This window comes from Pseudoalteromonas rubra, assembly GCF_000967655.1.
Taxonomy (GTDB): domain Bacteria; phylum Pseudomonadota; class Gammaproteobacteria; order Enterobacterales; family Alteromonadaceae; genus Pseudoalteromonas; species Pseudoalteromonas rubra_A.
In genome coordinates this window covers 96,347-113,619 of the sequence record NZ_JXYA01000002.1, presented here as the reverse complement: position 1 = coordinate 113,619, position 17,273 = coordinate 96,347, and the positions used below count along the sequence as shown (strand labels likewise).

14 protein-coding genes are annotated in these 17,273 nt (G+C 48.5%); 11 read left to right on the top strand and 3 right to left on the bottom strand.

Annotated features, from left to right (window positions below; translation table 11 throughout):
* The 5 genes from nagA (at position 1) to TW77_RS01335 (ending at position 5,631) form a co-directional block, all read left to right on the top strand.
* Positions 1 to 1,119 carry an N-acetylglucosamine-6-phosphate deacetylase gene (gene nagA / locus TW77_RS01355; protein ID WP_046003163.1) on the top strand — a complete coding sequence of 373 codons (1,119 nt, stop codon included), beginning with the start codon at positions 1 to 3 and terminating at the stop codon, positions 1,117 to 1,119.
* Between the two features lie 65 nt (positions 1,120 to 1,184).
* Positions 1,185 to 2,306, top strand: coding sequence for a transmembrane glucosamine N-acetyltransferase NagX (gene nagX / locus TW77_RS01350; protein ID WP_046003162.1), 1,122 nt, complete (start codon positions 1,185 to 1,187; stop codon positions 2,304 to 2,306).
* 273 nt (positions 2,307 to 2,579) lie between these two features.
* Entirely contained in the window at positions 2,580 to 3,374 is a 795-nt protein-coding gene (nagB, locus tag TW77_RS01345; RefSeq protein WP_046003161.1) for a glucosamine-6-phosphate deaminase, read from the top strand.
* Positions 3,375 to 3,507: 133 nt separating this feature from the next.
* On the top strand, positions 3,508 to 4,434 hold the full coding sequence (gene nudC, locus TW77_RS01340; protein WP_046003160.1) for an NAD(+) diphosphatase: 927 nt from the start codon (positions 3,508 to 3,510) through the stop codon (positions 4,432 to 4,434).
* Positions 4,435 to 4,461: 27 nt separating this feature from the next.
* Positions 4,462 to 5,631, top strand: a complete 1,170-nt coding sequence (locus TW77_RS01335) for a cystathionine beta-lyase (RefSeq protein WP_046003159.1) — start codon at positions 4,462 to 4,464, stop codon at positions 5,629 to 5,631.
* Positions 5,632 to 5,671: 40 nt separating this feature from the next.
* On the opposite strand, the gene sbcB is transcribed toward TW77_RS01335, so the two are convergent.
* Both sbcB and TW77_RS01325 read right to left on the bottom strand, forming a co-directional pair.
* Entirely contained in the window at positions 5,672 to 7,123 is a 1,452-nt protein-coding gene (gene sbcB, locus TW77_RS01330) for an exodeoxyribonuclease I (RefSeq protein ID WP_046003158.1), read from the bottom strand.
* Between the two features lie 241 nt (positions 7,124 to 7,364).
* Positions 7,365 to 9,209 carry a P-loop NTPase fold protein gene (locus TW77_RS01325; protein ID WP_046003157.1) on the bottom strand — a complete coding sequence of 615 codons (1,845 nt, stop codon included), beginning with the start codon at positions 9,207 to 9,209 and terminating at the stop codon, positions 7,365 to 7,367.
* A 412-nt stretch (positions 9,210 to 9,621) separates the two neighbouring features.
* On the opposite strand from TW77_RS01325, the gene TW77_RS01320 reads away from it, so the two are divergent.
* The 4 genes from TW77_RS01320 to TW77_RS01310 all read left to right on the top strand — a co-directional run bounded on the left by TW77_RS01320 (position 9,622) and on the right by TW77_RS01310 (position 12,689).
* Positions 9,622 to 9,951, top strand: a complete 330-nt coding sequence (locus TW77_RS01320; protein ID WP_052712995.1) for a helix-turn-helix domain-containing protein — start codon at positions 9,622 to 9,624, stop codon at positions 9,949 to 9,951.
* Positions 9,952 to 9,953: 2 nt separating this feature from the next.
* Entirely contained in the window at positions 9,954 to 10,475 is a 522-nt protein-coding gene (locus TW77_RS01315; RefSeq protein ID WP_046003156.1) for a hypothetical protein, read from the top strand.
* Positions 10,462 to 10,587: a hypothetical protein gene (locus tag TW77_RS25905; RefSeq protein WP_275041920.1), complete on the top strand. Its 126-nt coding sequence runs from the start codon at positions 10,462 to 10,464 to the stop codon at positions 10,585 to 10,587. The genes TW77_RS01315 and TW77_RS25905 overlap by 14 nt, the downstream gene beginning before the upstream one ends.
* 689 nt (positions 10,588 to 11,276) lie before the next feature.
* Positions 11,277 to 12,689, top strand: coding sequence for a glycosyl hydrolase family 18 protein (locus TW77_RS01310; RefSeq protein WP_046003155.1), 1,413 nt, complete (start codon positions 11,277 to 11,279; stop codon positions 12,687 to 12,689).
* Between the two features lie 55 nt (positions 12,690 to 12,744).
* Here TW77_RS01310 and TW77_RS01305 read toward each other — a convergent pair whose 3' ends face one another.
* Entirely contained in the window at positions 12,745 to 13,458 is a 714-nt protein-coding gene (locus TW77_RS01305; protein ID WP_052712994.1) for a metal-dependent hydrolase, read from the bottom strand.
* 373 nt (positions 13,459 to 13,831) lie between these two features.
* On the opposite strand from TW77_RS01305, the gene TW77_RS01300 reads away from it, so the two are divergent.
* Positions 13,832 to 15,877, top strand: coding sequence for a DUF1800 domain-containing protein (locus TW77_RS01300; protein ID WP_046003332.1), 2,046 nt, complete (start codon positions 13,832 to 13,834; stop codon positions 15,875 to 15,877).
* A gap of 12 nt (positions 15,878 to 15,889) precedes the next feature.
* Positions 15,890 to 17,233, top strand: coding sequence for a DUF1501 domain-containing protein (locus TW77_RS01295; RefSeq protein ID WP_046003331.1), 1,344 nt, complete (start codon positions 15,890 to 15,892; stop codon positions 17,231 to 17,233).
* Positions 17,234 to 17,273: the final 40 nt, after the last annotated feature.

The following is a 17,273-nucleotide window of genomic DNA, read 5'->3' as shown; positions in this document are numbered from 1 at the left end:
ATGAACAGATTTATAGCCAGCCGTTTGTTTGACGGCACCCAGTTTAAAAACGACGTAGAGTTTGTTGTCGACAATGGCCAGCTTCGTTTTGAATCACACCCGTCAGGTAGTGACATCACACGCCTCGAGGGCATAACCGCACCTGGTTTCATTGATGTTCAGGTAAATGGCGGCGGCGGTGGCTTTTTAAATGCCGATCCATCACTATCTTGCCTGACGACAATCGTTGCAGCCCATGCAAAGTTTGGCTCAACCGCCTTAATGCCAACGCTCATTACGGATCAGATAGCCGTTATGGAGCAGGCGGCAGATGCAGTTGCCCAAGCGATTGCAGGCAAAGAGCCCGGTGTGGCGGGGATCCATTTTGAAGGCCCGCACCTGTCTCATCCCAAGAAAGGCACACACAGCGAGCAGTTTATTCGCCCAATCTCAGAGCGCGAATTTGCCATTTATGGCCGTGAAGATTTAGGCATAAAAATGGTAACGCTGGCACCTGAAACCGTACCGCTGAGCGATATAAAACGTCTGGTCGAGCTGGGTGTGAAAGTATCCATTGGCCATTCAAATGCCAATTTTGAAACCACCATGGCCGCACTGGAAGTGGGGGCCGATGGCTTTACGCATCTGTTTAATGCCATGTCGGCGTATACCTCCCGTGAGCCGGGTGTGGTGGGCGCTGCACTGTGGGACGATAACGCCTGGTGCGGTTTGATTGTCGATGGCCACCATGTTCACCCGGCGTCGGCCAAACTGGCTATTCGCAGCAAACAACGTGGCAAAGTCATGCTGGTAACCGATGCAATGCCGCCAGTTGGCACGGATGATCAGGAGTTCGATTTCTTTGATGGTCGCAAGGTGATCCGCACCGGTGACAGGCTAAATTCAACCACAGGCGAGCTGGCAGGCAGCGTACTGGATATGGCCAGTGCGGTGCGTAACAGCGTCAATACGCTGGATGTCACCTTATCAGAAGCATTGCGTATGGCCTCTTTATATCCGGCTCAGTATTTGGGCCTGACTAACAAAGGGCGCCTGCTTGATGGCGCGGATGCCGACTTTATTGTGCTCGACGACAACCTTGATGTGTTGCAGACCTTTATTAACGGGCAACGCGTATAATTTTCCCTGGGTAAAAAACCCCGCTGCAGTTTAGCGGGGATTTTTTGTTTGTGTAGGTAGTAACTATGTCAAATAATAAGAAAAGGCTGGCATCGCTCGATGCCTTGCGTGGCATGGATATGTTCTGGATCCTTGGTGGTCAGTCCATATTTGCCGCATTGTTTGTATTAACCGGCTGGCAGGGTTGGAAGATATTCGAAGCGCAGACGCTACACAGCGCCTGGCATGGCTTTACTTTTTATGACTTAATTTTCCCCTTATTCATCTTTTTATCTGGTGTCGCAATGGGGCTCAGGCCCAAGCGCATTGATCACTTGCCACTGGAAGAGCGCAAGCCCATATACATCAAAGCGATTAAGCGTCTGGGTTTACTGTGCCTGTTTGGGGTTTTGTATAATCATGGCTGGGGCACAGGTATACCGGCTGATTTAGGTGAGATCCGCTATGCCAGTGTACTTGGTCGTATCGCCATCGCCTGGTTTTTTTGCGCCATGCTGGTGTGGCATTGCAGCCTGAAAACGACGGCGCTCACGGGTGTTGGAATATTGCTCGCGTACTGGGTGTTGCTGTGCTTTATCCCCGTGCCTGGTGGCAGTGCAGGGGAGCTTACGCCGGCAGGTAGCTGGAATGCTTGGGTAGACCAAGCGTTGCTGCCCGGTATCACTTACCAGGACCGCCCGGTTGACCCGGAAGGGATTTTGTCTAGCTTCCCGGCGATTGTGAACGCCATTGCCGGTGTGTTTGCCGGGCAGTTGATTGCTCAGACAGATAAACTCGGTCAGTGGCAGGTGGCAGGGCGTTTGTTCGTTGCTGGTATCATTAGTCTGGCTTTGGGCTGGTTGTGGGACCTTCAGTTCCCGGTAAACAAAGAACTGTGGACCAGTTCTTTTGTACTGGTGACTGTCGGCTGGAGCGCCATTTTCCTTGCTGTTTTCTTTACGCTGGTCGATATACTCAACGGCCAGAAGCTGGCTTATCCCTTTGTGATCATCGGTGCCAACTCCATTATCATTTATCTGGCATCAAGCCTGGTAGATTGGGCCTTTATCAGCCGCAGTGTGTTCGGTGGCATCATCAATGCGGTGCCAGAGCACTGGCAGGCTTTGATAAGCGTTTGTGCCTTACTGGCGGTCCAGTTGCTGGTATTACACTGGATGTACAAACGTAAGATTATTGTGAGCGTATAGCGCATGGATATTTAGAGGCTTGCGCCTTGTCAGACTTTTAAAAATGGCCTGCTCAGCAGGTCATTTTTATTTTGGCCATAAAAAAAGTACATTTTTTTATCACTTTTACTTTACAAGCGCGTTTTTTTCTCTAATAATGACAGCGTTGTCATAATGGTAATAACCTAAACAGTGTATCCCAGTTAGGTTTTGATCTGACCTTGTTTTGATTGCACGCAGAGCAAGGCTCAGATCCCATTTTTCCTGTTTGTTCACAACCTTGAGCCTTACATTATGCAAATAGTCATTCTAAAAAACGCAGCTGAAGTTGCAGCATATGGTGCCGATATTTTCACTCAGCAGTTAGCACGTAACCCAGGCTCTGTACTTGGACTGGCGACAGGATCAACGCCAGTTGCTTTGTATCAGGAGCTGATCCGTCGCAACCAGGCGGGCACGGTAAGCTTCAGCAAAGCCAAAACATTTAATCTGGATGAATACCTGGGCCTGAATGGCGAACACCCGCAAAGCTATCGTTATTTCATGAACGAGCAGCTGTTCAATCACATAGATATCAATAAAGAAAATACCCATGTTCCGCCGGGTGATGCTAAGAACCCAATTGAAGCCTGTAAAGAATATGAAGCCCGGATTAGCGCCGCCGATGGCATCGATGTTCAGCTGCTGGGTATTGGTCGTAATGGCCACATTGGCTTCAACGAGCCTTCGTCCGGTCTGACATCGCGTACTCGGGTAAAAACCCTGACTAAAGCCACTATCGACGATAACGCGCGGTTTTTCGCAGCGGATGAATACCAGCCACACTTGTCGATCACTATGGGGATCGGCACGATTTTAGACGCCCGCAAAGTGGTCTTACTGGCAACCGGTGAAAATAAAGCCGATGCGGTACACGCCATGATTGAAGGCCCACTGACCGCCGCTTGCCCGGCATCAGCATTGCAAATGCATCGTCATGCGGTGATTGTGCTTGATGAAGGCGCTGCCAGCAAACTCAAAGACATTGAATTTTACAAGCACATTGAAGCTGAAAACCAAAAGCTTCAGGAATATCTTGCCTCTCTGTAGTGTGTGATCACACTGTAGTTCAAGCCCGTAAGGGCTTTTTTTTTGCCGCAAAGCTATTGGCATTCGGGCCAGCTATGTTAGCGTGTCGTCATAGAACAAGAAAAGGATAAATGTCTTGCTGCATTACACGCAAATGAACCTCAACAGGGCTTCGGCTGAACGAAAAGACCCCAACTGGTTGCTTGGCCAGTACGGTGAAAAAAGCCGCTGGTTGCTGATATGGAATAACAAAAATTTGATTGTAAGCAACGAGCGCCAGCTGGCTTTGTTGTCGCAATCACAGGTTGACACGCTCGACCGCGCCGAAGCCGTGTTTTTAGGCATTGACGACACACATAGCTACTTTGCACTCGACGTCAGCGAAGTGGAGCAGGAGCTGCTTCAGGGCTGTATTGATGTCAGCTTTGACGAGCACACCTTTGAGCAGACCTTCCATTTTGAAGACATGCGCACAATTGGCCCAAAGCTGGACGCCGAGCTGGCGTCGGTAGGCGTGCTGGCGCGCGGGCTGTGTTACTGGCATAAAACGCATCGTTTCTGTGGCCGTTGTGGCAGTGCAAATCGCCCTGTGGAAGCCGGACACGCGCGTTTGTGTAACGATAAAGCATGTCGACACATGACTTTTCCACGCACCGATCCAGCCGTGATCATGCTGGTCACGCACACCTTCCCCGATGGCATTGAGCGCTGTTTGCTGGGTCGTCAGGCGCAGTGGCCCGAAGGCGTTTTCTCGACGCTGGCGGGGTTTGTTGACCCCGGTGAAACCCTGGAGCGGGCCGTGATCCGCGAAGTAAAAGAAGAAGCCGGGGTTGAGGTTGACCAGGTGCGCTACCTGACCTCGCAACCCTGGCCCTTTCCGTCGTCTATTATGCTAGGCTTTATAGCAACTGCAAAAAGCACCGACATTTTTGTTGAGCAGGACGAACTGGAGCAGGCACAGTGGTTTTCCCGTGAAGACCTCGACGGGTTTGCCGAGTGGGGAGACGATGTACCTGGCTACAAGCTCACCCGTCCAGACTCTATCTCCCGGTACCTGGTTGAATACTGGCGTCAGCAATGATGCACTAAGTCCAAAATTGAGCACATTATGAAGAAGAATACTAAACTGGTGGCCGCTGGCCGCAAAACCCAGTACACCAAGGGCGTTGTTAATCCGGTGGTGCAGCGCGCATCGACCGTTGTTTTTGATTCTGTCGCTGATATGCAGGAAGCCATTTCCGAGCGCGGCAAACGCACCTTATTTTACGGCCGTCGTGGCACCAATACGCATTTTGCTCTGCAAGACGCCATTATGGAGCTTGAAAATGGCGCCGGTTGTGCGCTGTATCCGTGTGGTGCAGCCGCTATTTCGCAGGCGCTGTTGTCTTTTTTGAAAACCGGCGACCACCTGCTCATGGTGGATACTGCGTATGAGCCAACACGAGATTTCTGTGACAAAATCCTGGCAGGACTGGGGATCACCACAACCTATTATGATCCACTGATTGGCGCTGATATCGAATCGCTTATTCAGGACAACACCAAAGTGCTGTTCCTGGAATCACCGGGCTCTATCACGATGGAAGTGCAGGACGTACCCAGCCTGGTCAAAGCAGCCAAAGCGAAAGGGGTGATCACTATGCTGGATAACACCTATGGCAACGGCTGGCATTATCGTCCGCTGGAGCATGGGGTAGACATCAGCATTCAGGCTGCCACTAAATACATAGTGGGCCACTCCGATGTGATGATGGGCGTGGCCGTGGCGAACGAAACCCTTTGGCCGACGCTGCGCGAAAACTCTTACCTGCTTGGCCAGTGCACCTCAGCGGATGATGCTTATCTGGCATTACGTGGTTTGCGGACCATGCCGATGCGCCTGCAACAGCACGAGAAATCGGCACTGCAAGTGGCTAACTGGCTGGCGGGCCATCCGCTGGTCGACCATGTGCGCCATCCGGCGCTCAAAAGCTGCCCCGGACATGAATTCTTTAAGCGCGACTTTAGCGGCAGTAATGGTTTGTTCTCTGTGGTAATGAAAGAAGGCCACCGTAAAGCCATTAACCGTTTCCTCGACAGCCTGCACCACTTTAAAATGGGCTTTTCCTGGGGCGGCTTTGAAAGCCTGGTAACGGCGAATGCCAGTATGGCGCCGCTGCGCAGCACCACCGGCTGGCAGTACGGCCCGGTGATCCGCTTACACATAGGTCTGGAAGATGTGGAAGATTTGATTGCCGACCTGGAGCAGGCGCTCAAGGTGTATCAGGAAAGTTTGTAACAGCAAGGGCGGTGAGCAGTCACCGCCTTTTTTATACCCGTTACAGGCTCTGGGCGTAATGATATAACGCTTTGAGTACCGCCAGGTTCTTTTCATTCCCTTCGTGCTCGTACACCAGGTTTTCCAGCGTGATCATAAAGTCCTGAGCGTTAATCGACGGGTTGTCTTCTCCATGCATCAGTTTATTCTGACAGTATTTACGCCACTGTTCCAGCTCGCTGGCAGAGAGGCTCTCGGGCCAGTTTCTGGCACGATAACGAAACAGCAGGGTGTGGAATTTAGGGTCTTCAAACTCCAGGTTTAGCGAGCCTAATTCATGCGGTGGCGCTTCGCGTACAATGGCCAGCTTGGCTTTGTCGGCTTTACTGATAAAGCCATTATAAAGCTGATAGTCGGGGTTAGTGGTGTCACTGAAATCGCCCTGATCGTTGAACACCTCTGCAACTTTGTCGCGAAGCTCCGGGTGCGATTTCAAAATTTTAAGATTAGCCAGACACTGCTCACGATCAATCCCCAGGCGGGCTGCATTTTCGGGCAGCAAAGTTTTCGCCGGTGCTAATATCGGACATTTGTTCAGGTGAACCAGTTTCAGGCCAACCGGCAGTTCATCTTCGCCCAAATCGTTGTGTTTGGTGTATAAGCGCGCACGCAATTCTTCCACCGACAAGTCCAGCAGTACTTGCGGATCGTCGGTCAGGTTAAAACACACCACGGCATTTTTGTTCACCGGATGAAAACTCATCGGTGCAATCCAGCTGGTACACCCCTGGGTAGCCGGAATACGCGAAGAAGTATGCACCAGAGGCTGCATGTTAAACACATCAATCAGCTCTGCCAGTGCTTTTTTACCGCGCAGTGAGAAGAAAAACTGATACAGTTTCGGTTGTTTTTCTTTGATAAGCTTTGCCAGTGCAATGGTTGCGGTGACGTCGCTCAGTGCATCGTGGGCATCGGCGTGCTCAATGCCATTGGCCTTGGTCAAATCTTCCAGGCGAAAGCTTGGCGTGCCATCATCTTTTTCTGGCCACACAATGCCTTCAGGGCGCAGCGCATAACAGGCACGTACTAAATCAATGATGTCCCAGCGGCTGTTGCCATTTTGCCATTCGCGCTCATAAGGGTCATAAAAGTTGCGATACAGGCTGTAACGGGTCACTTCATCATCAAAACGAATGCTGTTATAACCGGCCACACAGGTATTGGGTTTACTGAATTCGCGATGGATCTTGGCCATAAACTCACTTTCCGGCAATCCATGTTTCAGCGCATGCTGCGGCGTGATTCCAGTTACCAGGCAAGCCTCCGGCTGAGGCAAATAATCCGCCGCCGGACGACAATATTCAATCAGCGGCTCACCTATTATATTCAGGTCCAGGTCGGTACGGATCCCGGCAAACTGACTCGGCCGGTCCTTCTGCGGGCTGGCCCCCCAGGTCTCATAATCGTGCCAGTACATTGTCGGGATATTATCAGTTAATTCTTGTGTCGCCATCAGGCTATAAATCCTATTTCAATCAACCTGTTATTCTTATTCAGTGCAGCAGGCTGCTGTTCAGAGTTTGCTGTTTTTAAGCCCAAGTGTGTATACCACTGTGTGTACCGCACGCAATCAGTGTGTACGAATGCGTATTCAGCTAAGGCTTGTACAAACTCAAAAGTCTGGAAATCTAAGTCGTTACGTTATTGTCTCATAGTGATGGGTTGGGAGTAAACGGAAGAGGATTGATTCAGAGTTACTGTATTTGCCTATTCTCAAGAATAGAAATCGCTTCATTCAGCCCGTTAATTAACTCGTAAAGTGCTCCTCTGATCAATCTTCCTGTTTTCACTTCTCGTTCTCGCTTCAAAAAAATAACAAGGTCTTTGAGCGCAGGGAGTTCTTTTTGGTCTTTAACTGGGTTATTTTCTATTCGATATCTGTCCACTATGAAATGTAAGAATTGATTGATATTTTGGGCATCCCATTGTGTGATAGCTTGCGCAAAGAGTTCGAGGTCAAAAACATGAAAGAATGGTTCACTTTGAATATCAGACCTTGCACTTTCGTAGGCACTTTTCCAATCCATACGGAAGGCTTCCTCAAGCTTTTTCAGTAGGTTACTCTTGTTGCGAGCATATACCTTGTTGAGTACTTCGTTAAATTGAGGACTTACCATTAGACTCGAATAGAATCTAATGTCAAGAACAGATTCCCGGTCGACAGTATCCAGATTTATCACTCCATCCATCAACACTCTATCCAGAACTTTCTTGGAAGTGCTCTCTATATCACTGGGGGGGAGGTATCCCTTTTCGTGAAGCAGTAAAAATCGATCACAGCACGTTAGCCAATCAAACCAATTTAAGCTCGTACCTTTGAAAAGAAGCTTTTCAACCTCTTTAATTGCAAGCTCAAAGTCATCTTCTGATTTGAACGAGTAAATACTTCCTGTTCTATAGATGTCGAATGGGTGCCTGATTCTTGGGAGGCTGAAATAAGTAATGTACTCTTTATCAGTTAAATCAGGAATTACGTTAGTAAAGCAATATTGGGCAAAACTCCAATTGATAGGAGAGTGAAGAAATAGAGAATTGAGTTGCTCATATAAATCATATTGATGCTGTTCATCTTTGGTAAGTTCTTGCTTCTCATCCTTGTTGCCAGTAGCTGTCTGATATGATTCCAGCATACTACGCACAGTCCACTTTGTTGCATTCTCTTTGATGGATAGAAGTGTATCAAGGTCAAGTTTGTGACTGTAGCAGAAGAGAGAAATTGTAACTATTTGTTGAGCTATAATTTCAGTTGTTCGGTCTTCGATTATCTCCTCAATGTCCTTGAGCTTGTTATTTAACTTTATGGTTCGATTAATCGCGCGTTGTATTACTCGCAAGTTTGCCGCATCAAGCTTCTTAGCACCTGCCTCTTGCAGGGTCTGGAATAAGGCTTGTTTGAGAGGTGTATTTAATTTTCCTTCATAAATTTCTTCAACAATACTAAGCAGCTCATCAGTCGTTCTTGTCAGTTTGATTACGTCACTGAATACTTTCTCTACTTTAGCTTTATCTTCAAGAGCTTTGGAATTTGCTACAACTATCACTTTAATGCCGTTATGCTCGGCAAATCGCAAGCAGCTACCCATTATGGTTTCTAGCAATTTCTTATCGCTCAATCGTTCCAAATCATCCACTACAAGAGTGAAGTTGGTCATATCCTCTAAAGCTTTTTGACGTACATACTTGCTGACACCTGATATAGCGCCCTGAATCAAGCCCGATGCGTTACTATCTGCACCAAAAAACTTTGCGACTTTTCCAGAGTATTTTTTAGCACTTTCAAAATAGTCAGAGGTTTCGGCATTGTTCGATATATGCAGAGAAATTACCTTGTCCTGGAATTCCGAAACACTACTTATCCCAAAAGCTGAAATGTAATGATAGTCTCCAAAGGTGTTTTCGTCTGATTTAATCATCGGTCGCAACTCATTCTCAATCAAGTGAGTTTTGCCAATACCCCAGTCACCATCAAGTAACACGATGGGCGGGTGACTGGTTTCTTTTAACTGCTCTATGATTTGACGTGTTGTTTGGCTTGTCATGGTTACTCGCATTTAGTTTTTGATAGACGCCGACGGACTACCCCATACCAAAGAAAATTGGGTCAGGCACACTACTATATCGTCCTTTCATGCCATTAAGAGCCTTGGCTACGGGATTGTTTGGCTTGTCTTGAAGTCGATTTATGAGTATATTTATATCCCGAAATTAACATTAAGGAAAAGATGTGGCAAATAACAACAATAATATACTCACTTCTTGGTTACTCTAGTGCGCTCGTTCCCAATTCCTCGATAGATTTTCACTGGCATTTAACGTCAGAGAATGCAGAACTAGTGCGATTTGGCTCCTTCTTGTCGGGAAGGATAGGTTGAGTAAGTTAACATGCTATTAAATTTGAATGATTAAAATTAATTTGGTGTGTTGGCTATTTATCAATAAGATGGGCAGGTGATGGAATCATCAAAAAGGGGTCGTCTTCTGGGCAGGATCATTGAAGACTTCCAGAGGTCGATCCGGCCTATGAGGCAAGAGAGAAAAATGTCTCAAAAAGAATTAGCAAAAAAAATGGCAGATCCCGTCGATCAGTCGACGATTTCAAACTGGGAAAGCTGTAAAACGCCGATGACACTTGAGCAGGCACTTGATGTGCTTATGATATTCGGTAAAAACTGGGATACATTTTTCAGTGTTCTTTCGTCAAAGGTTCATGAGAAAAACACAAAAATTACTCATTGCACTATTGAAGATAAGTGCAGTGATGAAAAGGGAAAGGTCGAATAAAAATGATATCAGATACAATACTTTTGCTAGTTTTGTTACCTGCTTTGTTAATAGCATGGAAAGATGCAAATGCAAGGTGGCTAATGATGACTTTGTTAGGTATACAGATTTTAGATATGTCCATGTATCAAGTTGCTATAACTTGGGTACATCATTATTATCTTTGGTGTTTAGCCTTAAACTTATTGTTCATCATTGTTGTTTTAGGCCGTAAACAGTGGGCTGGAGCTGCTTATTCCTGTTCAAAATTACCTTTCTTTAAAGAAGTAATCTTAAAGTACAATTTGACCACACTTGAATGTGCTCTCATTCTTATGTACATGTGCAGCGGAGTTGTTTGCGCTCTTGTATGGATAGAAGTTCAATTGTACTCCTTTAAAATAATCACTACTCCTTATTTATATCATTATGTTTTTACCGCTGCGCAATCAGTGATCCATGCTTTGGAAGTTTGTGCTGTTGCCAGCTACATAACCAGATTACGTGATCAACTTAACAATGGAGCTCTACATGGAAATCATTAACGAAAAACTCTTGTCTCTAGTTTCTGGCGGTGCAGGAGGTGGAGAAGGCAAGCCGGCACTTCCTGCTAGTATGATTTTGCCACCACCACCCGTTGAAAAAACTGATGACTAGCAATCTTTAAGCATTGCCTTAAGGTATGAATATTTTAATATTTATGCTCGGCAAGTTGCATCAAAGCTTTATAAAGGGGCTATTTTAGGCAAGAGTAGTCAGGTTTGTTATACCAATGTGTGGTGATAGGGAACTCGACGCACATAGTCACTAAAGCCAGGGGCAAGACAACATTCTGAACATTGGAGGTCTATATGCAAGTAATACCAAGAAGCGAGCTGAACAAAGTGCATGGTGGGGCTGGTGGTAATGAAAATAAGCCGCCTCTTCCGCAACAGTGAGAAGTTAATAGGTACATTGAAGAATCAGTGAGTATGGGTCTGTCTGTTTGACTGAGTTCACACTGCGCAATCGCCTTTTTACTAAAGAGTCAGTCGCCCGGCTGACTCTGCTTTGTAAAAGATCACCGTGGACCAATTTACTAATGCAATATTGCGTTAGCTCCCCATATTGTCTTTCAAGCTCCCTGGTTATCTAATTCACCATACCAAGCGCTCTAATCAGTATCATTCCATCTTGCGCCAAATCCGAACTAAAGCGCGGCTTTGCACCTCAGTATTAGACTAAGGTCGTAGAGTATGTTGCCTGTATGATTTTTGTTCTCCCTGTTACTCTGAGAGGGCAGGTCATCAACTCGTTAATCGTCGGCGCGGCCTGTGTTTGCCGACCAATACAACATGGAAAAGGTAATGAAATATAAAAATTTATTAATGGCGCTGCCGTTGCTTGGTGCAATGGAAGTAGCGCTTGCGGTAGACTGTAGTAACTTAACTGACTGGCAGGCTCAGAGCGTGTACACCAAAGGGGACTCGGTTACTTATCAGTCGGTAAGTTATACCGCCAAATGGTGGACTCAGAATCAAAACCCCGCCAACAACTCGACCACTTATGCTGTGTGGAATAAGGATGGCAACTGTGACGCAAGTGAGCCGGTGCCACAAGTGACGGTGACCTCTCCGAGCAACAACACGAGCATTATTATCGGAACACCCATCGACTTGGCTGCATCCGTTTCTCATCCGCAAAATATTGCCATTGAGCGGGCGGAGTTCTTTATTGATGGTACGCTGATCGCGACCGACAATACCGCGCCATATTCTGTGCCCTGGCAAGCCCAGGGGTTAGGCAGTCATCAGTTGCAAGTGTTTGCAGTTGATGCAGCAGGTGGCAGGGGAGAGTCCAGCGCTGTTAACTTTACTGTCGCTGCAGATGACTTCCCACCGGGTGATCCGAACTTCAAAATTGTTGGCTACTTCCCAAGCTGGCAGGGGGCGGTCAGTGATATTCAGTTTGATAAGCTCACCCATATTAATTATTCATTCTTACTGCCCAACGCGGATGGCACACTTCAGCCGCTCGAAAATTTAAGCAAAATGACAGCGCTGGTAAATTCTGCCCACGCCAACAACGTTAAGGTTGGCATTGCCATTGGTGGCTGGAATGGTGGGGATGACAGCGCATTTGAAACCTTTGCGGCGTCGGCACAAGGTCGCGCGACATTTGTGCGTGAAGTAATGGCCTTTGTAGAGCTGCATAACCTGGACGGGGTAGATATGGACTGGGAATATCCTGATCCCGGCACCTCAGCCAATAACTACGCGCTGTTGATGAAGGAGCTGAGCGTTGAGCTGCGTGCTCGCGGTAAGTTTCTGACTGCGGCTGCGGTGGCGCTGGGTTATACAGGCGGCGGCGTACTGGAGTCGGTTTTCCAGGATATCGACTTTCTGAACCTGATGGCCTACGACGCCAACAATGCTGATCATGCATCTATGCAGTATGCCAAAGACTCCATTGCATACTGGCAGAGCCGTGGACTGAGCAAAGAGAAAACGGTGCTGGGCGTGCCTTTTTATGCACGTCCAACCTGGAAGAGATATCGGACCTTGGTGCAGGAAAATCCGGCGAATGCCTGTCGGGATAGTGATGGCACCAGTTACTACAACGGTATTCCAACCATCCGTGCCAAAACCGAATATGCGAAGCTCAATGCCGGTGGGATCATGAACTGGGAGCTGTCTCATGACAGCAAAGGTCCGGCTTCAATCTTAACCGCAAAGTGGGAAGTCGCAAACGGGTTAGCACCAAGCTATACCTGCCAGTAGGGCCTTTATAATCACACAGTTCAGCAGCTAAACCGGCTGCTGAACTGATTTTCACTTAGTAAAATTGCTTCAGCACGTCCATATCTGGCAGCAAAGGCAAGTTAGCCAGCCGGTTTTGCCAGTGCTGGATAACCTCGGGTATCTCTTCGTAATGCGGGAGCAGCAAATAGCCGCCCAGCAGCACCACGCCTAACTGCAATATGGAGGCTAACGGTGCGCTCGTTGCAACCGGCTTGAGCGCGCTGCCAAATGAGGCTTTCAGCTCATTGTTGTTTATGTCTACCGCGTAACATTCATCCAGAATGAGGTGGGTTAGCATGCCGAAAATAACCATTACGCCACACAGCAGAGCAAAAGGCAGTGCTTTACCCACATATAAGGCAAGATTAACCGCGATGACGGCAAACATGATCACAGACAATAGCGAGTGGCTTGCACCGCGGTGAATGGTGTAGCTTTCAAAGAGTGGTTTCAGGGCGTACATAAATAACAGATACACGCCTAGGCCAGACAGCCAGATGGTGGTCAGAGAATTAAATTCAACCGCCAGAGGCAGGCCGATCGCGCTGCACAATGCAAATATAGAAAACAAGCTGTTGAGTGAGCGAGACTTATCGGCATCGAGATCTGGAAGCAGCCCGGCCAGCGCGCCGAGGATAAATAACACTAACATATCGCCCATACCGGCAAGATTGGTTGCCAATATCACAGATGATGCGCCGGCACTGACTACCACGGATGCTTTAAAATGAGTTGCAAAATTGGCCACTACATACCTTTTTGAATAAATGGAGACTACATCAGCCACACTTTTCCTCTGCGGCTGCTCTATCACCCTGATCATAATGGCATTTTAAGCCCATGCCTAGCCATAAAAAAGCTTAGTTATAACGATTGCCACAGCAGCGTAAACCAGGCAGCAAACAGGCTAAGGCTGCTAGGGCAAACACCAGTGTGCTCATTTTGAGGTTGTGACCGATAATGTGAACATAGCAAGCGAGAAATTTAAGTCGGTTTTACAGCTGCTAGGCAATCACCATAGCCGTACAGATAAGCATGTCGAGAATAATAGTAATTTAGTATATGTTTGTGGTGATTACTCTGTTATAAAAGTATTAAATGCTATTGCGAGTAATGCAATTATGAATACGCACCTGACCCTGGCGGCTTTTTGCTTGACCACTTTGGTTGCCTGTGGCGGCGGCTCGTCGGAAAGCAACTCAACCGCGAGTGACACCACATCAAATACAACGACAGACTCACAGACTTCTTCGCAATCTGGCGGCAGTGCCACTGAGCCTTCATCGGAGCAAGGAGGTAGCGAAGATCCACAAGCGGGGGATGGGGGAGAGGGCGAAGCGCCTGAGCCGCAAAACACCCCGCCTGAGGTAGTCGTCGATATCACTCAACCTGAGGTGGTAAAAGGCGCGCCATTGACCTTGTCTGCTAATGTGGCGGACTCCGAAGATACGACTTTTAGCTACCTCTGGCGGCAAGTAAGCGGACCCGAAGTTGCGCTGGGCGATGTTACGGGGCCAACCCTGACAGTGACTTTGCCTGACACTTACCAGGCTGCGGCGGATAGTTATCAGTTTTCAGTTACAGTGACGGATCCTCAGGGCGCTGACACAACCACAATGATTGACGTAGAAGCCAGTAATGCGATGTCACCCAACCAGGCCGCGATGCTTTTGCACCAGGGCACAATGGGGCCAACACTTGAAGAGGTGAATGCAGCCACGGGGATCAGTGAAACGCAGTGGCTGGATGCGCAAATGGCGCTACCAGCGACCTATCACTTACCGTTATTGGAGAATTATCCAGACAGAGATACGCCTTATCAGATAAACCGGATTGATGCCTGGTGGAAAGCAACCCTGAATGCAAATGACCAATTAAGGCAGCGGGTGGCTTTTGCCTTAAGTGAGATACTTGTGGTCTCGGATGCAAACAATGCGCTCAAAGGCGAGCCTGAGGGCATGCTGGCATATTATGATCTCTTACTGGAACATGCATTTGGCAATTACCGGGCGCTGTTAGAGGCTGTCACCTTATCGCCGGTGATGGGCACCTACCTCAGCCATCTTGGCAATGAAAAAGCGGATCCTGAACGTAACATACGGCCCGATGAGAATTACGCACGAGAGGTCATGCAGTTGTTCACCATTGGGTTGGATATGTTGGATCAGGACGGCAGTATTATGCAAGGCGACAATGGCCAGCCAATCGCAACCTATTCTCAGCAAGAGATAACCGGGTTTGCACGTGTGTTTACCGGCTGGACGTTTGCTTATTCGGCGCGCTGGGACCGCCCGAGCCGCAATTATAGTTTGCCCATGCAGGCCTTTCCCGCATACCACTCTGAACTCGATAAGACGTTGCTCAATGGTGAAGTCATCCCGGCCGGCGTAGGGCCAGAAGACTCTATGCAGCTCGCACTGGACAACTTGTTTAACCACACCAATGTGGGCCCGTTTATCAGTAAGCAGCTTATTCAGCGTTTAATTACCTCCAACCCAACGCCACAGTACGTAGAGCGAGTAGCAACCGTATTCAATGACAATGGCAGCGGTGTGCGAGGCGATTTAAGTGCTGTGATCCGCGCCATCTACCTTGACGACGAGGCGCGCCGTTATGGCTCAGTGCTGGCATATCAGGGCAAAATTAAGGAGCCTTTACTAAAAGGAGTTCAGCTTTGGCGTACATTGAATGCGCACAGCGAAGCGGGTAACTATTTTACCTGGAACCTGGATGACAGATATGGTCAGGGCCCGATGCTATCGCCTTCGGTATTCAATTTCTTCAGGCCAGATCACCAACCGGCGGAGCTCAGTGAGCAGGGCCTGTTCGCCCCGGAACTTCAGATAGCAAACGATGCCGCGATGATAGGTACATTGAACCAGCAATATGGCGATCTTATCTGGCGTATGGCTGAGCGTCACGACACCTTAAATCCTTCGGCAATCTATCTGTACGGCCAAAGTGACATCAGTTTGCTCAAAACAGGTGGTCTCAGTGCGCTACTCGACAGGTACAATCTGTTGTATTTTGCGGGCAACATGTCACAGGCAAGCCGGGATGCGTTCATTGAGCTGGACCAGTACTTTGCCAATAAAAGTGCAGCAGACAGAGTCGGACAGCTTTTGTTTATGGTGTCATTATCACCCGAATTTAACGTGCAGTATTAGGAGCCAGACATGATGAATAAAAGCAGAAGAGAGTTCTTATCATTATGCCTGAAGGGCGGTGTATCGGCGGCGGCGTTGACCAGCTTGCAGCTTCAGGCACTGTCGGGCAGTGTTGAGCAGCGCAGTTTTTCGGACTATAAAGCCCTGGTATGCGTGTACCTGTACGGCGGAAACGACTCCATGAATATGCTGGTCCCGCTGTCGGGCGAGCAACGCAGCTGGTACGAAGCAAGTCGGCAAAATTTGGCGGTGCAAGAAGCAATTTCGCTCTCTACCGCCAGTGAATTTGAAGGCGGGGTTGGTCTACATCCGGCTATGGCGCCTTTACAATCTTACTTTGATCAGCAAAACCTGGCGTTTGTGGGTGGTGTAGGTACGCTAATTGCGCCCACGTCATTGGCGGCGTACCAGGCCAAAAGTGTACCGCTACCGCAGCACTTGTTTTCGCACAATGATCAGCAGGCAACCTGGATGCATGGTCAGGAAAAGCAAACGCTGAATACCGGCTGGGGAGCAAGATTGTTAGAGCGCCTTGAGCAGGGCAACGTATTTGGTAGTAACATCACCATAGATGGGGCTAACCCCTGGCAAACCGGCACGAACACCAGTGCATTTGCCCTGAGCAAAAGTGGAGTCAGTAAAATTAATGCGCTGAGTGGCTATGAGCCAAGGGTGGAGCATGTCAGGCGTGTTATGCAAACCTTGTTTAGCCAGGCTTCACACCCTTTGGCATCGGCTTATGCCAGCCGATTAAGCGGGTCTATCGAGCATACCTTATACATGAACACCCTGCTGGAGCAGGCGCCAACCTTAACCACGGAGTTTGGCGAATCGAGCCTCTCAGCCCAGTTAGCTGCGGTGGCAAAAACCATCAGTATTCAGTCACAGCTCGCTGCTCAGCGGCAAATTTTCTTTGTGTCTATGGGTGGTTTTGATACCCATGACAACCAGGAGTCGACGCATCCTGCGTTACTGGGTGCGTTAGCAAACAGCCTGGGAGAGTTCCAAAATGCGCTGACTGAGCTGGGAGTGGCCGAGCAGGTCAGTACATTTACTATGTCAGACTTTGGCCGCACTCTTACCTCGAACGGCGATGGCACCGACCATGGTTGGGCGGGTAACCAGTTGGTGCTGGGTGGCGCCGTTAAGGGGGGCGATTTACATGGTGCCATGATGGCGCAGCGGCTGGATGGCCCTGATGATGTCGGCGGTGGACGACTGATCCCGGCCTACAGTAACGAGCAATACTTTGCCCCGCTTGCACGTTGGTTTGGTCTTGCCGAGAGTGAACTGACGGATTTATTCCCGAACCTCAGCAACTTCGATGCACAGGCGCTCTCTTTATTTAAGGCTTAGCCTGTGGTTTGTCTTGCGTCCCAGTCATGTTAGATTACCT

Excerpts from the sequence above, each read along its gene's own strand:
- nagA (WP_046003163.1), top strand. The coding sequence starts at position 1 with ATGAACAGATTTATAGCCAGCCGTTTGTTTGACGGCACCCAGTTTAAA.
- nagX (WP_046003162.1), top strand. The coding sequence starts at position 1,185 with ATGTCAAATAATAAGAAAAGGCTGGCATCGCTCGATGCCTTGCGTGGC.
- nagB (WP_046003161.1), top strand. The coding sequence starts at position 2,580 with ATGCAAATAGTCATTCTAAAAAACGCAGCTGAAGTTGCAGCATATGGT.
- nudC (WP_046003160.1), top strand. The coding sequence starts at position 3,508 with ATGAACCTCAACAGGGCTTCGGCTGAACGAAAAGACCCCAACTGGTTG.
- TW77_RS01335 (WP_046003159.1), top strand. The coding sequence starts at position 4,462 with ATGAAGAAGAATACTAAACTGGTGGCCGCTGGCCGCAAAACCCAGTAC.
- sbcB (WP_046003158.1), bottom strand. The coding sequence starts at position 7,123 with ATGGCGACACAAGAATTAACTGATAATATCCCGACAATGTACTGGCAC.
- TW77_RS01325 (WP_046003157.1), bottom strand. The coding sequence starts at position 9,209 with ATGACAAGCCAAACAACACGTCAAATCATAGAGCAGTTAAAAGAAACC.
- TW77_RS01320 (WP_052712995.1), top strand. The coding sequence starts at position 9,622 with ATGGAATCATCAAAAAGGGGTCGTCTTCTGGGCAGGATCATTGAAGAC.
- TW77_RS01315 (WP_046003156.1), top strand. The coding sequence starts at position 9,954 with ATGATATCAGATACAATACTTTTGCTAGTTTTGTTACCTGCTTTGTTA.
- TW77_RS25905 (WP_275041920.1), top strand. The coding sequence starts at position 10,462 with ATGGAAATCATTAACGAAAAACTCTTGTCTCTAGTTTCTGGCGGTGCA.
- TW77_RS01310 (WP_046003155.1), top strand. The coding sequence starts at position 11,277 with ATGAAATATAAAAATTTATTAATGGCGCTGCCGTTGCTTGGTGCAATG.
- TW77_RS01300 (WP_046003332.1), top strand. The coding sequence starts at position 13,832 with ATGAATACGCACCTGACCCTGGCGGCTTTTTGCTTGACCACTTTGGTT.
- TW77_RS01295 (WP_046003331.1), top strand. The coding sequence starts at position 15,890 with ATGAATAAAAGCAGAAGAGAGTTCTTATCATTATGCCTGAAGGGCGGT.